This is a genomic window from Gemmatimonadota bacterium, assembly GCA_009841265.1.
In the GTDB taxonomy this organism is placed as follows: Bacteria; JAAXHH01; JAAXHH01; order JAAXHH01; family JAAXHH01; genus JAAXHH01.
Genome location: VXMB01000014.1, coordinates 248,402 through 262,795 on the forward strand (window position 1 = coordinate 248,402; position 14,394 = coordinate 262,795).

Below are 14,394 nucleotides of genomic sequence, written 5' to 3' on the forward strand. Positions count from 1 at the left end.
CGTCTGCCGCAGTCTGAACCGGCCACCGCGGCGCTACCGCGACGGCAGCGCGCGAACGCGCTCAGTCCTTCATCTCCACGATGGTCACCCCGGTCCCCCCGTCGCGCTGTTCGGCGAAATGGGAAGATTTGACCAGGGGGTGTTGTTGCAGAAACTCCTGGATCGCACTGCTCAGGGCCCCGGTACCCTTACCATGAAGTATACGGATTTCGTTGAGGTCATCAAGGGTGGTCTGGTCGATGTAGCGGTCCACGGCGTCGATGGCCTCCCTGGCGCGGAAGCCCCGCACGTCCAGTTCCGTCAGGGCAGCGCGTGGACGGTCCATCCGTACTTCCACGCGGCCTGCCGGTTTTCCCCGTGACGGCGCGGGGTCGGGTTTATGCAGACGGACCTCGGACCGCCGGGCGGTGATCTCCATCCTGCCGGTCCGGATGCGCAGCCGGTCTCCCAGGTCTTGGATCACGCTCCCCGCCTGTCCAAGCGACGCCACCCACACCTCGTCGCCCGCAGAAATGGCCTCCCGGGCGGGTCCCGCACCGGAGTTCACGGAGGATTCCGCAGTGAGATCCCCGGCGCGTTCCGCAGCGGCGCCCGCATTGTCCGCGATGGCCTCCCCGGCGTCTCCTTCAGCGGAAGTGGCACCGGAATCGATGGAGTCGAGCAGGTGCTGAAGCTGCGCGCGCTGGTCCCCGACGGTCTTGCGAGATGCCTCGACGGCAGCAGCCGCGGCCTGTTCCCTGCGGACCGCGGCCACCGCCTGGTCGATGGCGGCCTGGGCGTCTTTCAGCAGCCGGTCCATCTTCTCCCGGCCGGCAGCGATCGTGTCGCGTTCCTTTTGCCGGTAAGAAGCGATCTGGTCCTCGTAGTTCCGTTTCAGTCCATCCAGTTCGGCGCGCAGCCGGTCTGCCTGCTCCTGCGCGGCGACGAGCAGTTCGTGCTTCCGGTCCACTTCCATGATGACTTCGTCCAGGCGCTTTTCGGCGGTGCCCATGAACCGGGAGGCGCGCTCGAGCACGTCACCGGGCATGCCGAGCCGGCTGCCGATTTCCAGTGCGTAGCTGGCGCCGGGGATGCCCTGTCTGAACTGGTAGGAGGGCGTCAGGGTGTCCACGTCGAAAATCATCGAACCGTTTTCCACCCCCTCGGTCCGGGAGGCGAAAGCCTTGAGCGTATCGAAGTGGGTCGTGGCCGCGGTGACGGTCCCCCGCAAGGTCAGCGATTCCAGGATGGCCATGCCCATGGCCGATCCCGCCGATGGATCCGTGCCGGCGCCCAGCTCGTCGAGGAGCACCAGGGTGCCATCGCCCGCCTCGTCCAGTATGGTCCGGATATGCACCAGGTGGGCCGAGAAGGTACTCAGGTTCGCCTCGATCGACTGCTCGTCCCCGATGTCCGCGAAGATGGTGTCGAACACGGCGATTTCGGTGTCGTCGTCCGCCGGTATGTGCAGTCCGGCCTGGGCCATCATGGTCAGGATGCCGATCGACTTCAGGGCGACCGTCTTGCCGCCCATGTTGGGACCGGTGATCACGAGCGTCTGCGCGCTTTCCCCGACCTCCAGGTTCAGCGGGACGACGGTTTCGCACTGGTCGGACAGCTGAAGGATGGGGTGCCGGGCGTTGCGCAGGACGATGCGTCCGTCGATATTCAACCGAGGCGGCGCGGCCCGGAGGTCGATGGAAAGCACGGCCGCCGCGTGAAAGAAGTCGAGCTGGCCCAGCAGGCCGTACGAAACGGTTATGGCTTCCACCTGCTGGTGTACCTGGTCGGTCAGGGACAGCAGGATGCGCTCGATCTCGCGGCCTTCCGCCACGATCAGTTCGCGCAGCCGGTTGTTGAATTCGACGACGCCGATGGGTTCTATGAATACCGTGGCGCCGCTGGCCGACTGGTCGTGGACCACGCCCTGCACCTGGCCGCGGTGGTCCATGCGTACCGGGACCACGTACCGCCCGTCCCGCATGGTGATGACCGGCTCCTGCAGCGCTCTGGCCCCGGCTTCCGACTGGATGAACCGCTGCAGCCAGTTTCGCGCGCGCTCCCGCATGGTCTGCTGGTCCGCGCGGATTCGCCGCAACCCGGGACTTGCATGGTCACGTATGTTGCCGTCGCCGTCGATGGCCTGCCCGATCGAGTTTTCGATCTCCTGGAAGTCTCCCAGCCCGGCTGTAAGCGACGCGACGTGGGGGGCTGTGGATCGATTATGCAATCTCTGGCCGAATGCCCGCATGCGTCGGCTTACCCGGAGGGTGTCGGCCACGTCGAGAAGGGCCTGGGGCTCCATCCTCGCACCGGCCACGCCGGCCTGTTCCAGGGCCGAACTGATGTCCTTTATGCCTCGCAGGGGAACCGTTTCGGCCCGGTCCAGGAATCCGCGCATCTCGGTGACGGTCTGCAGGTTGTTCCGGATCACGACGACGTCTTTGCCCGGTTCCAGGGACATGGCCCGGCGGTGGCCCGACACGGAGACCGTTCTCTCCGAACACATGGTCCTGACGGCGTCGAATTCCAGTACTTTCAGCGTGTGGGAAGGTATTCCGGATTTCATGTTCAGTCGTTCTCGAATCGTCACCGTCCGGTAAGCAGGTACCGTTCCAATTTCTCCATGACAGGCGGGGAATCGGGAGCGACGCCGTCCATGACGGTATCGATGATCGCCGGTATGATGGACATGGCGTCCGGCGCCAGGGACGACCGATCGAGCTGGGTCTTCGCCGTACCGGAGAAAGGCATGAATGCATAAAGGATCAACAGCAGGCTCGCGATGACGCAGCCGCGCGCGCCGCCGAGCAGCAAGCCGGCCGCGCGGTCGAGCAGGGACTTCGAAGCGCCCCGTAGCGACCGGCCGGCCACGCCGGACACGACGTTGACCAACGCGAGCGACAGGACCAGGCAGGCGAACAGGCTGAACCAGTGCAGCCAGCCGGTGGTAATGCCGGTCAAGCGGCTGAGGAAATCGGACACCAGGCCGAACTGGGTCAGGGATATGACCACCGCCGCGACAACACCCGCCAGGTCGAGCAGGCTCCGTGCCAATCCCTTGCGAAAGCCTGTTGCCGCCTGGAAGAATACGAGTATCCCGATGGCGATATCAATCCAGTTCATGGCATCTAAACACGGAAAGCCTCCCCGGGGATTCGGAGAGGCTTCGAAATCAGGACCGCCGCTGACCGCGATTTTGAGGGCATCATCCGGTCTGCATGGACTGCATGTCCTGCGTGGCCAGGCCGGCCAGGCATTCCCGCACGATGGTGTTGACGAGCCTGCCGTCCGCCCGGCCCTTTACCCGGGGCATGACCGCGCCCATGATCCTGCCCAGGTCTCCCGGTCCCGCGGCGCCGGACTGTTCGATGGCTTCCCGGACCACGGATCTGATTTCTTCATCGGACAGCTGTTCCGGAAGATAGGACGCGAGGATCTCCAGCTCTTCTTCGGCCTGTGCTACCAGGTCCTGCCGATCTCCCTTGACGGCGAATTCCAGCGCTTCTCTCCGGGACTTGATCAGGGAAGTGACCACCTCGACCGCTTCCTCGTCCACCAGTTCGCTCCCCTTGGCGATCTCCCGGTTCTTGATCTGCGCGCGTATCATGCGGACCAGTCCGAGGCGTACGGTCTCCCGGTTCCTGAGTGCCGACTTCATGTCATCCGTCAAACGCTCTTTAAGCGCCATGACCCGCTCCGGTCGATCAGTATCTTTCCTGCTGGAGCCGCTTCTGATTCTTCCGCTTCGCCGCGTTCAGCTTGCGCTTGCGTTTCGCGCTTGGCTTTTCGAAATGCTGATGCTTGCGTATTTCAGACATGATGCCGACTTTCTCGCAAGTCTTGGTAAAACGACGCAGGGCCTTTTCGAACGGTTCTCCTTCCCTGACACGAATACCTGGCATCCTCACACCCCCTCTCATGCCTCTCGAATCGGGTGAACCAAGTCTTACTCTCCGTCTCTATTCAAGCCTATCCAATATGCCACGGACCGGTTGAAAAAGCAAGGAGTTTAATTCGTTCAGTCCCGATATGCGCTCTTCGTCCCGCCCATCGCCGCTCAAGCGGCCAGCTCGGGCATTTTGCGTCCTCCGAGCAGGTGCATGTGGAGGTGGAAAACGGTCTGGCCACCGTCCGGGCCGCAGTTGACGATCAGCCGGAATCCGCCGGCGTCGACGCCGGTTTCCCGGGCGATCCGGTTCGCCGCCGCCGTGAGCCGGCTCATGACTCCGGTCCCGTCGCTGCCCAGGTCGGCGACCGTTTCGATATGCGCCCGCGGCACGACGAGGATATGCACCGGGGCCGCGGGGTTTATGTCCCGGAAGGCCACGACGTGCTCGTCTTCGTAGACGAATTCGGTGGGCAGCGATCCGGCGACGATCCGGCAGAACAGACACTCGGACATGTTATCGTCCTCCATTGCGCCTCGTGCTTGACACGGGGCGGTGACTCCCGTCAGTCTCGGTCACGGGGCGTCCAGCGCCGCCATGAGCAGGGCCAGTCCCGCGATGGCCGCCGTGTCGGACCTCAGGCGCGAACGTCCCAGGGAAACCGTCACCATGCCCGCCTCACGGGCCATGGCGATCTCCTCCCCGGCGAAACCGCCCTCAGGACCGATCATCAGCAGGACGCGTCTTGCCGTCGCGTCGAGGCCCGCCGCGAGGCCCGGGCGCCTTTCCCCTTCCTCTTCCCAGGCGATGAGGGCCAGGTCGTAGGATGACGCGGTCCCCACGACGTCCCCCATGCTCGTGACCGGTTCGATCCGGGGCAACCGGGCGCGCAGCGACTGCTTCATCGCGCTCAGGGCGATGCGCCGCCAGCGGTCCAGCCGCTGACCGGCCGGTCCGCCGGCCGGCCTGCCGCCCGCCACCGTCCGGGCGCTCCGCATGGGAAGGATGGCGGAAACACCCAGTTCCGTCGCCTTCTCGACGACGGTGTCCAGCCGCGTCCCCTTGAGCAGCGACGGTGCGAGCGTGACTTCGGGCGATTCCGTCTCCCGGTCTCTCCGGCGGTCCCGGATCTGGATTTCGATCTCCGGCTTCAAGCTTACGAGCACGCCGTCGTAGATCCAGCCTTCGCCGTCCACGAAATGCACGGCGTCCCCCGGCTTCTTCCGCAATGAGCGGACCAGGTGATGCTGTTCGTCCTTGTCGGTAACGAAGGCCGAATTTCCCGTGATCCGTTCCGGGGGCACGTAGCTGAATTCCATCAATTCCGCCGATCATGGATTGCTGCCCGGCCGGTTGCCGGGATCGCCGCGCCGGCCCACCAGACGCCCTGGGTCTCCCGCTCGATCAGCGAAAATCCTTCGCCGGCCAGCGAAGCTTCGAATGACCCGGCTTCCTCGATGAGCAGTCCGGACAGGATCAGTTCGCCACCGGGGTGAAGGTGGGCTGCGAAACCGGGAAGCATGGCAGTCAGGCTGGCCGCGCTGATGTTGGAGACCACGACCCGGTAACGGCCGCTCACCGCGGGATGTTCCAAGCGACCGGCATGGAGGTCGACCCGGCCGGACACCCCGTTCAGCCGGGCGTTCTCCCGCGCGTTTCCGATGGTCTCGGGATCGATATCGATTCCCGTCGTCCGGGAAGCGCCCAGGAGGACCGCGGCGATGGAGAGCACGCCGGAACCCGATCCCACATCAAGCACCCGGTCTCCCGGCCTGATCCGCTTTTCGAGTTGCCGCAGGCACAGTTGCGTGGTTTCGTGGCCGCCCGTGCCGAACCCGGTGCCCGGGTTGATCCGCACCACGAGCGAGCGATTGGACCGGGGCACGTCGGACCAGGGCGGGGCGACCATGAGCCCTTCCGAGACCCGGACGGGCCCCACCTGCGCTTTCCATTTCCCGGACCAGTCGTCTTCGGAAACCCTGCGCGTGGAGATCCGGCAAGGACCTTCCGCCAGGCCCAGGTTGCGAAGTTCCTCCCACAGGCGGGCGACCCGGTGGAGCTTCTCGTCCACTCCGGGCAGATCGGGCCAGAAGCCCGTTACGCGATCGGATGCGCCGGTACTTCCGCCCCCGGATTGCTGGACCCCGCTGGACCCCAGTTCCCAGAACGCGTTGACGATCGCTTCTTCGGTTTCGGGCGAGACGGCTATGGTGACTTCAACCCAGTGGCGCATAGGCGAGGATCGGGCGGACGCGGGTCGGAGTTCGAGTTTCCGCGGCGGCTTTAGTCGCCGAACAGCTCGTCCCGGATCCGGTTGAGGAATCCCCGGTCGTTTTCCGGTGTCTTCCCGCTGTGCAGGCGGGACAACTCCTGGTACAGTTCCTTTTCCCGGCCGGTGAGTTCCGTGGGCGTCCACACGATGACCTTTACGAGCTGGTCGCCCTGGCCGTACCCGTTGAGATGGGGCATGCCCTTGCCCCGCAGCCGGAACACCTTGCCGAACTGGGTACCGGGGGGGATGGTAAGACGGACTTTGCCCGAGAGGGTCGGGACTTCGACCTGATCGCCCAGGGCCGCCTGGCTGAAACTGAGCGGCATGACGTAGATGACGTCGTCTTCCTGCCGTTCGAAGTACTCGTGGGGCTCCTGTTCGATGACGACGAGCACGTCGCCCGCCGGTCCGCCGCGGATCCCCGCGTGGCCCTGGCCCTGGAGTCGCATGTAGTTCCCGTCGCCGGCGCCGGTCGGGATATCCACCTTGACCGTAACCGTCTTCACCTGCCTGCCCTGCCCCTGGCACGCGCTGCAGGGCCGGTCGATGGTCTTCCCCTGCCCCTGGCAGTTCGGGCAGGTCGTCACGTTCATCACGACGCCGAACAGGGAGGACGCACGTTGCTGCACCTGGCCCTGACCGTGGCAGGTGGGACAGATCCGCACGCCGTCCCGGTCGGCGGCGCCGACGCCCTCGCAGCTGTCGCAGGGCACGTAACGCTTGATGCGAATCGTCTTGCTGACGCCCTGGGCCAGTTCCTCCAGGGTCAGCTTGAGGTTCACCCGCAGATCCTCGCCGCGGTTGCTTGCCCTCCCACGGGTCCGCCCGCCGAAGAGGTCGCCGAATATGCCGCCTCCGAACAGGTTCCCCAGGATGTCCTCGAAGTCTCCGGCGTGGGAAAAGTCCGTCCACTGGAAGCCGCCCGAACCGAAGTCGCTGGCCACGCCCTGGTGGCCGAACCGGTCGTACCGCGTGCGCTTGTCCGGATCGCTGAGCACCTCGTAGGCTTCGGCGGCCGTTTTGAATTTCTCTTCCGCCGCCTTGTCGTCCGGGTTCCGGTCCGGATGATACTGCATGGCCAGCTTCCGGTACGCCTTCTTGATTTCGTCCTCGGATGCCGAGCGCGCCACGCCCAGGGTATCGTAGTAGTCCTGTTTATTCATCTTACAATAGGATCCCGACGTCTAACTGCCGTCCTGGTTCTCCGTTTCCGCCTTGTCCGTCTGGTCCGTCTGGTCTGTCTGGTCTGTCTGGTCTGTCTGGTCTGCCTGGCCCGGTGATATCGCCGGTGCGCGTGTTACGATGACCTTGGCCGCCCGCAGGACCTTTTCATTAAGCGTGTAGCCCCTTTCGACCACGTTGATCACCGTGTCGGCCGGGTGTTCTTCGTTTTCTACGGCCATGACGGCTTCGTGCCGCGTGGGATCGAAGGGCGTTCCCTCGGCGGCGATCTCCTTCATCCCCGCCTTCTCCAGTTTCTCCAGGAATTGCTGCCGGATCATCTCGAAACCCTGGGCGAAGGACCGGGTCTCGTCGGAGGTCTGCGGAGCCTGTAGAGCCCTTTCGATGTTGTCGAGGATGGGCAGCAGCTCGGTGATCAGCGATTCACCCGCGTTCTTTACCAGCGTGGTGAACTCGCGGCCGGTCCGTTTCTTGTAGTTGTCGAACTCGGCGGCCAGGCGTACCAGGCGGTCCTTGTAAAGCAGGACCTCCTCGGCCAGTCTGGTCTGTTCATCTTCCTCCGCATCGACCGCAGCCCCATCCGATAGCTCCCCGGAGTCCGTTTCAGCGCCGGACGCGGCCCCGCCGGACTGATCCTTCGCCCCGGCCGCCGGTCCGTTACCCGGTTCGGCGCCATGGTCCGGTCCGGCCGCGGAATCGGCCCCGGCCTCGGAATCCTCTCCGGCCTCCGGGTCGTTATCCTCCGTCGTGGTCCCGGTCACTTCGGCTGCGTCACCGGGCGACGCCGAAGACTCGATTGCTGCTTCCTCTTCCTTGCCCATAGACACTTCAAACCTCCTGTCACTACGCCGGAATTCAGCACGGACGACCGTTTTCCGTTCAGTCCGTTCAGTCCGTTCTACCGCTTTTGCCCGTTCTGCAATGTCCGCCCGTTTCGCCAGGTAACGCCCGGACGCGACCGGCATATCAAAACGAAGCGGGCGTGATCGCTCACGTCCGCTGGTAAACCGGTTCGGTTCGAAAACCCCTGGGACTCAAGCGAATTTCGTATTCAGGTACCTCGCCGTGTAGCCGACGACGGACATCAGCCGCGCGTAGGGCATGCGCGTCGGGCCGATCACCCCGATAACGCCCGTCATGTCGCCGATTCTGTAAGTTGAAGTCACCACGCTGCACGAGGTTACTTCACGCTGCCCGTTCTCGCGTCCAATGGTGACGGCGATCCGGTTGTCGTGATGGCGCTCGCTCAGCCAGTGTGCCACCGTCCGCTTGTGCTCGAGAAACTGCAGCAGCGACGAAAGCTTCGTGTAGTCCGTCACGAACTCCGGCTGCGACACGATATAGGTCGTGCCGCCGATATGGGTTTTCTCGTTTTCCTCGAAATCGAAGAGATATTCGCTGTACTGGATGAACAGCTGCACGATCTTCCGCCTGGACTGCGGCGCGTCTTCCAGGCGTTCATCGAGCTGGCCCCGGATCTCCCTGAGGGAACAGCCGGACAGACGCTCGTTCAGGAACCAGCTCGCGCTGTCTAACCGGTCTTTGGGGATATCGGCATCGAGTTCGGCAACGATGCTCCTGACCATTCCGGAAGCCAGGGTCAGCACCAGCAGCACCTTGCGGCGGGCGACCGGGATCAACTCCACCCGTTCGAGCCTGCCGTCGTACAGTTTCGGCGCCAGCGCCACGCCGACTTCCCGGCATACGAGGCCGAGAATCTGCGCGGTATGGCTCAACAGCTCCTGCACGCTGAGCCAGTCGTTCTCCAGTTCGAGATGGATCCGCTCCCGGTCCCGCCTGTTGATGGGCCGCATGCGAAGGAGGGCGTCCACGTAGTACCGGTAACCCTTGTCCGTCGGCACCCCTCCGGCGGAGGGATGAGGACGGGTGATGTAGCCCGCGTCCTCGAGATTCACCATGGTATTGCGCACCGTCGCCGGACTGACGTCGAGCGGGCCCTGGCTGGCGATCGAACGGGAACCGACGGGCTGGCCCGTGGACACGTGGTGTTCCACCAGGTTCCGCAGTATGTCCTTGTCCCGGTCGGTCTGAAGGGTATATGCCATTTCGATCCTGCAGTCAGCATGGTCTGAAAGGAGGACGGTCAAGGGCCGGCTGCGGAAGCGGCGAAGCCCGCAAAAAACTGATTCTTTATTTACGAATCGCACCGGTCGATGTCAAGCGAAAAGCGGGGCGGAAAGGACGCCTTTCCCCCGGGTACGCAATGACTTTTACTTGACTGCGGTGGGCGCCTCGGCTATATTTTCGCAACATGTCTCCGGCAATGAAAACCCTCGCCGGGTTCCGTCCGTCGACCCGGTTGCGCTGGGCGCCGCAAGGCGGGGTAAGACGCGCCGGTAGCAGGCGGGAACGCGCCGCGGCCCGATGCGGGAGTTTGCCATGCTGAGTTCGAAAGTGAAGACATGGTACGTGAACATGCTGGGCCCCTTCGTCCGTACGTCGGTGCGATTCGGGATACATCCCAACGCGCTGACCATGATCGGCTTCGGGATCACCCTGGTCTCGGCCTGTCTCTTCGGACTCGGTGCTTTCAGGTGGGCGGGACTGGTCATGTTCATCGGCGGCAGCTGCGACGTGCTGGACGGGCATCTCGCCCGGGAGACGGGCACCCGGAGCACCTTCGGGGCGCTCCTCGATTCCACGCTGGACCGCTACGCTGAGATCGCCGTATTCATCGGCATCATCGCCTTCTATCTATTCAACGCGGCAGACAGCGCGTTGAACGCCTACTGGGTGCTGGCGTCCGTGATGGCGATCAGCGGCTCCCTGATGGTCAGTTACGTCCGCGCACGCGCGGAGGGACTCGGCCAGGAATGCACCGTGGGACTCATGCAGCGGCCGGAACGGATCGTCTGTCTCGGGCTGGGCGCGCTGCTCGGGGAAACGTACCTGCCCGTCGCACTGGTCCTGATTGCCGTGGTGTCGAACTACACGGCCATCACCCGCCTGTTCCACATACGCAGGACATCGAAGGGTTGAGGAAGGTTCCGGGATCCGGGAAATCCCCGGTGCTAGGGAAAACGGGAAGGCGGACCGTCGTTCGTTGACGCGGTCCCCAATGCGAAGCGTGACGGCTTAACGTCACAGGAGTTGGGTTCATGTGGGCTAAAAACAGGAAAATCACCCTGGCCTTGCTGGTATTCATCGGTCTGCTGGGTGCCGTATGGGTTATCAGGCACGACCGGGCGCAGGCGATCGGCGATCAGCAGTACGACCTGAAACTGCTGCAGCAGGTCGTGGACCGCATCCGCGCCAAGTACGTGGACGACCTGAACGAGGGAGAAGCGATCGACGCGGCCATCCGCGGCATGCTCGGCACGCTCGATCCCTACACGGAGTTCCTGCCGAAAAAGCAGAGCGACGAGATGAAAATGATGCAGATCCAGGGGAAGTACGGTGGATTGGGCATCAGGATCCAGAAGCAGGAGAACGCTCTGGTCGTCGTCGCGCTGTTTGACGACACGCCGGCATTCGACGTCGGCCTGCAGACCGGCGACCGCATCGTGCGGATCGAGGAAGCGTCCACGGCCGACATCGACGTGTCGCAGGCGGCGGACCTCCTCCGGGGAAGTCCCGGGACATCCGTGAAGATCTCGGTCAGCAGGGAAGGCGAGGACGCGTTCATCGACTTCACGGTGACGCGGGCCATCATCACCATACCCGTGGTACCTTACGTGGGCATGCTGGAAGGCGATACCGGCTACATCAAGCTTAACCAGTTTACCGAAGACGCCTCCATACAGGTGGAACAGGCCTTGAAGCGGCTTCAGGCGCAAGGCGCCGGCGGGTATCTGCTGGACCTGCGGGGCAACCCGGGGGGCTTGCTGGAGCAGGCCGTGGACGTAGCCGGGAAGTTCCTGCCGGAGGACCGTCTCATCGTGTACACGATGGGCAGGCCCGGTTCGGATCAGCGGTCGTACCACGCGCCGGAATCCTACACGCTGGAGGACGCGCCGCTGGTGGTGCTCGTCGACCGGTTCAGCGCCAGCGCGTCCGAGATCGTCGCCGGAGCGATACAGGACTGGGACCGCGGCGTCGTGGCCGGCCAGCCGACCTTCGGCAAGGCTTCGGTGCAGCAGATATTCCCCATGAACCAGGGGACGGCCCTGAAGATCACGACGGCGAGGTACTACACGCCGAGCGGCAGGCTCATCCAGAAGACCGGGGAGCGTACGGACGACAGCTTCGCGTCAAATTCCGTGCCGGGTGGTACGGACGGGTCCGACAGGACTTCGTACGAGACGAGAATCGGGCGGACCGTCTACGGAGGCGGCGGTATCGCGCCGGACGTAGAGATCGAGGTCCCGGCATACCCCAACCTGATCCGCGCCCTGAACAACCAGAGCATGTTCATCAAGTTCGCCATCCACTACGTGTCGAACAACCCCGAAGCGGACCAGGCGACTTTCGACGTCACGGACGAGATGATAGACGCCTTTCGCCGGTTCGTCGAGACGCGGTCCTTCACCTACACCTCCGTGGCGGAACAGTCGCTCGACGAACTGGAAGAGATCGTCCGGGACCGCGTGCCGGCCGACGACGTGATGGCATCGCTCGCCGACCTGCGGGGCAAACTGAACCGTCAGCGCGAGTTGGAGTACTCCAGGCACCGGGCCCTGCTCGTGGCCCGCATCGGTACGGAGATCAGCGCGAAACTCTGGGGTACGGCGGGCCGTTATGCCTTCGCCGCCAGGCACGACCCCCAGATCAGGGCGTCCCTGGAGATCCTGAATGACGAACGGGAATACCGGAAGCTGCTCGGTGACGATCCCGCGGAATAGTGGCGGCGGCAAGCCGCCGGCAGAGACCCGGGCATCGAGGTACGCGGGCTTCGCGAGGGTGGCGGAACTGGTATACGTGCTGGATTTAGGATCCAGTGGGGCAACCCATGGGGGTTCGACTCCCCCCCCTCGCATCTTGCCCCGGGTTTTGTCACAGGCCCCGGATCCCGGGCGCTTTTCCGTTGACACACCACCCCCTCCACGGTTAATTACGACGGCTTTACGAACGGCGGCCGCGCCGCTTCTGGTCCGCGGCCCGTCTACGCAGCGCCGCCCGGTCGACCCGTTCCAGCCCGGTCAGCCCGTTCCAGCCCGGTCAGCCCGGTTCAGATCGGTCCGGCCCGGACAGGCAGGCAAGCGAGCGAGGCGAAGGGAGCGATTGGCTTGAACTATACGGTTTCCGAACCCAAACCCTGGAAACGCGTCTTTGAGATCGAAGTGCCCTCCGACGCGATTCAATCCGAACTGAACGAGGCCTACGCGCGTTACAGTAGAGAGGTGCGCCTTCCCGGGTTCCGCCGGGGCAAGGTACCCTTGAGCGTGCTCAAGGCGCAACTCGGCAATGAAATCCGCGCGGAAGTGCTGGAAAAGAAGATCCCGGAGTATCTGAACAGCGCCCACGAGCGCGCGGAGATCAAGCCCATCAGCCAACCCGTGATCGAAGAGATCGAATTCGACGAGGGGCAGGACCTGAAACTTCGGGCAAGCGTGGAAGTCAAGCCCGCCATCGAACTGAAACAGTATAAGGAACTGCGGGTGACCCGGCGGACCGTGAACGCGACGGATGAGGACGTGGACGAGCGGCTCGAGAGGTTGCGGGAACGCTACGCCAGCGTGGTACGGATCGACGGGGAAGCGGAGAAGGATCACTTCATCCGTGCCGATATTCAGCACGCCGATGCCAGCGGAGTGCCGATCATCGGACGCAAGGAAGAGAACCAGTTCTTCCAGGTCGGTTCGGGACGGCTGGGCGAGGGGTTCGATACCCAGCTGGCCGGAGTCGGGGCCGATGAGGACCGGACCGTGAAGACCACGTTGCCGTCCGATTACTCCGACGAAAACCTGGCGGGCCAGGAGGCCTGTTTCATCGTGCACGTACACGAAGTACTGGAAAGGCAGTTGCCGGAAGCGGACGACGATTTCGCCGTGGACATCGGCATGGAGAGCCTGGACGCCCTGAAGCAGTCTGTCCGCGAGGAAATCGAACGGGAACCGGACCTGGAACTGCGCAGGGACCTGGTCACGCAGATCGTGGACGCCCACGAATTCGAAGTGCCCGAATCCATGATGACGGCCTTTCTCGACCAGGTCGTAGCCGACGCGCGCCGGTCGACGCGGGGCAGGGACGAAGTCGACGAGAACGCCATACGCCAGGAGTACCGCCCGGTGGCGAACGGCCAGATCATGCGCCACCTCATCCTGGACGCCATCGCGGAGCAGGAAGAGCTGGCGGTGGACCAGGAGGAGCTGGACGAGCGGCTGGAGGCTGTCGCGGCAAGGGGACAGGCCTCGGTCGACCAGGTCCGCAGGCTCTTCCGGGAGAACGGGAGGCTGGACCGCATCGAAGCGGATCTGAGGGAAGAGAAAGTCGTTGAATTCCTCGTGGAGCACGCCGACATACAAACGGAGTAGAAGGAGCGCATCATGTTAGTGCCGATGGTGATTGAACAGACGGGCCGCGGGGAACGGGCCTACGACATCTACTCTCTGCTGCTGAAGAACCGCATCGTCTTCATCGGCATGCCGATCGACGACACCATCGCGAACCTGGTGATCGCCCAGTTGCTCTACCTCCAGTACGAAGACGCCGAAAAGGACATCAAGCTGTACATCAACAGCCCCGGCGGCAGCATCACCGCGGGACTCGCCATTTACGACACCATGCAGTTCATCCAGCCCGACGTGGAGACCTACTGCCTGGGCATGGCCGCGAGCATGGGCGCCTTCCTCCTCACGGCGGGCGGGAGCGGCAAACGTTACGCCCTGCCCTATTCGCGCATTCTGATCCACCAGCCTTCCATTCCCCACATGGCCGGCACGGCCAAGGACATCGAGATCCAGGCCGAGGAAATGCTGCGCATGAAGCGTACCATGAACGAGATCATGGCCCACCATACCGGACAATCGGTGGACAAGATCGAAGCGGATACGGACCGGGACTTCTGGATGTCGCCGGAACAGGCCGTGGAATACGGGCTGGTGGACCACGTGGTCGAAACCGCCGCTTCCAAAGCTATCGCCGAGTCGCTGAACGGCAAAACCGCCTAGG

Annotated in this window: 14 protein-coding genes and 1 tRNA gene; 5 read left to right on the top strand and 10 right to left on the bottom strand. The window is 63.9% G+C overall.

Features of this window, described 5'->3' with window-relative positions; all coding sequences use genetic code 11:
* Positions 1-61: 61 nt before the first annotated feature.
* The 10 genes from F4X08_13765 to hrcA form a co-directional block, all read right to left on the bottom strand.
* Positions 62-2,548: an endonuclease MutS2 gene (locus F4X08_13765; GenBank protein ID MYD26864.1), complete on the bottom strand. Its 2,487-nt coding sequence runs from the start codon at positions 2,546-2,548 to the stop codon at positions 62-64.
* A 20-nt stretch (positions 2,549-2,568) separates the two neighbouring features.
* A complete protein-coding gene (locus tag F4X08_13770; protein MYD26865.1) occupies positions 2,569-3,105 on the bottom strand; it encodes a CvpA family protein in 537 nt (178 codons plus the stop codon).
* Between the two features lie 82 nt (positions 3,106-3,187).
* The gene (locus F4X08_13775; protein MYD26866.1) at positions 3,188-3,670 is read right to left on the bottom strand and encodes a GatB/YqeY domain-containing protein; all 483 of its coding nucleotides are present in this window, start codon (positions 3,668-3,670) and stop codon (positions 3,188-3,190) included.
* A gap of 16 nt (positions 3,671-3,686) precedes the next feature.
* Positions 3,687-3,884 (bottom strand): 30S ribosomal protein S21, encoded by a 198-nt coding sequence (gene rpsU / locus F4X08_13780; GenBank protein ID MYD26867.1) that lies wholly within the window; start codon positions 3,882-3,884, stop codon positions 3,687-3,689.
* A 155-nt stretch (positions 3,885-4,039) separates the two neighbouring features.
* On the bottom strand, positions 4,040-4,384 hold the full coding sequence (locus tag F4X08_13785) for a histidine triad nucleotide-binding protein (protein MYD26868.1): 345 nt from the start codon (positions 4,382-4,384) through the stop codon (positions 4,040-4,042).
* A 60-nt stretch (positions 4,385-4,444) separates the two neighbouring features.
* The gene (locus F4X08_13790; GenBank protein MYD26869.1) at positions 4,445-5,188 is read right to left on the bottom strand and encodes a 16S rRNA (uracil(1498)-N(3))-methyltransferase; all 744 of its coding nucleotides are present in this window, start codon (positions 5,186-5,188) and stop codon (positions 4,445-4,447) included.
* On the bottom strand, positions 5,188-6,102 hold the full coding sequence (gene prmA / locus F4X08_13795) for a 50S ribosomal protein L11 methyltransferase (GenBank protein MYD26870.1): 915 nt from the start codon (positions 6,100-6,102) through the stop codon (positions 5,188-5,190). Before prmA ends, F4X08_13790 begins: the two co-directional genes overlap by 1 nt.
* Positions 6,103-6,152: 50 nt before the next feature.
* Positions 6,153-7,304 carry a molecular chaperone DnaJ gene (dnaJ, locus tag F4X08_13800; GenBank protein MYD26871.1) on the bottom strand — a complete coding sequence of 384 codons (1,152 nt, stop codon included), beginning with the start codon at positions 7,302-7,304 and terminating at the stop codon, positions 6,153-6,155.
* Positions 7,305-7,325: 21 nt separating this feature from the next.
* Complete coding sequence (gene grpE / locus F4X08_13805) at positions 7,326-8,150, bottom strand: nucleotide exchange factor GrpE (GenBank protein MYD26872.1); 825 nt, start codon at positions 8,148-8,150, stop codon at positions 7,326-7,328.
* A gap of 207 nt (positions 8,151-8,357) precedes the next feature.
* Entirely contained in the window at positions 8,358-9,389 is a 1,032-nt protein-coding gene (gene hrcA, locus F4X08_13810; GenBank protein ID MYD26873.1) for a heat-inducible transcription repressor HrcA, read from the bottom strand.
* 319 nt (positions 9,390-9,708) lie between these two features.
* Here hrcA and F4X08_13815 point away from each other — a divergent pair, with 319 nt between their 5' ends.
* The 5 genes from F4X08_13815 (at position 9,709) to F4X08_13835 (ending at position 14,393) form a co-directional block, all read left to right on the top strand.
* The gene (locus tag F4X08_13815) at positions 9,709-10,323 is read left to right on the top strand and encodes a CDP-alcohol phosphatidyltransferase family protein (protein ID MYD26874.1); all 615 of its coding nucleotides are present in this window, start codon (positions 9,709-9,711) and stop codon (positions 10,321-10,323) included.
* Between the two features lie 119 nt (positions 10,324-10,442).
* Positions 10,443-12,125, top strand: coding sequence for a S41 family peptidase (locus tag F4X08_13820; GenBank protein MYD26875.1), 1,683 nt, complete (start codon positions 10,443-10,445; stop codon positions 12,123-12,125).
* Between the two features lie 52 nt (positions 12,126-12,177).
* Positions 12,178-12,259: transfer RNA gene (locus F4X08_13825), tRNA-Leu, on the top strand.
* Between the two features lie 196 nt (positions 12,260-12,455).
* A complete protein-coding gene (gene tig, locus F4X08_13830; GenBank protein MYD26876.1) occupies positions 12,456-13,757 on the top strand; it encodes a trigger factor in 1,302 nt (433 codons plus the stop codon).
* Positions 13,758-13,766: 9 nt separating this feature from the next.
* The gene (locus F4X08_13835; GenBank protein ID MYD26877.1) at positions 13,767-14,393 is read left to right on the top strand and encodes an ATP-dependent Clp protease proteolytic subunit; all 627 of its coding nucleotides are present in this window, start codon (positions 13,767-13,769) and stop codon (positions 14,391-14,393) included.
* The last annotated feature ends 1 nt before the right edge of the window (position 14,394 follow it).

Excerpts from the sequence above, each read along its gene's own strand:
- F4X08_13785 (MYD26868.1), bottom strand. The coding sequence starts at position 4,384 with ATGTCCGAGTGTCTGTTCTGCCGGATCGTCGCCGGATCGCTGCCCACC.
- F4X08_13820 (MYD26875.1), top strand. The coding sequence starts at position 10,443 with ATGTGGGCTAAAAACAGGAAAATCACCCTGGCCTTGCTGGTATTCATC.
- F4X08_13765 (MYD26864.1), bottom strand. The coding sequence starts at position 2,548 with ATGAAATCCGGAATACCTTCCCACACGCTGAAAGTACTGGAATTCGAC.
- dnaJ (MYD26871.1), bottom strand. The coding sequence starts at position 7,304 with ATGAATAAACAGGACTACTACGATACCCTGGGCGTGGCGCGCTCGGCA.
- F4X08_13790 (MYD26869.1), bottom strand. The coding sequence starts at position 5,188 with ATGGAATTCAGCTACGTGCCCCCGGAACGGATCACGGGAAATTCGGCC.
- rpsU (MYD26867.1), bottom strand. The coding sequence starts at position 3,884 with ATGCCAGGTATTCGTGTCAGGGAAGGAGAACCGTTCGAAAAGGCCCTG.
- F4X08_13775 (MYD26866.1), bottom strand. The coding sequence starts at position 3,670 with ATGGCGCTTAAAGAGCGTTTGACGGATGACATGAAGTCGGCACTCAGG.
- F4X08_13770 (MYD26865.1), bottom strand. The coding sequence starts at position 3,105 with ATGAACTGGATTGATATCGCCATCGGGATACTCGTATTCTTCCAGGCG.
- F4X08_13815 (MYD26874.1), top strand. The coding sequence starts at position 9,709 with ATGCGGGAGTTTGCCATGCTGAGTTCGAAAGTGAAGACATGGTACGTG.
- hrcA (MYD26873.1), bottom strand. The coding sequence starts at position 9,389 with ATGGCATATACCCTTCAGACCGACCGGGACAAGGACATACTGCGGAAC.
- prmA (MYD26870.1), bottom strand. The coding sequence starts at position 6,102 with ATGCGCCACTGGGTTGAAGTCACCATAGCCGTCTCGCCCGAAACCGAA.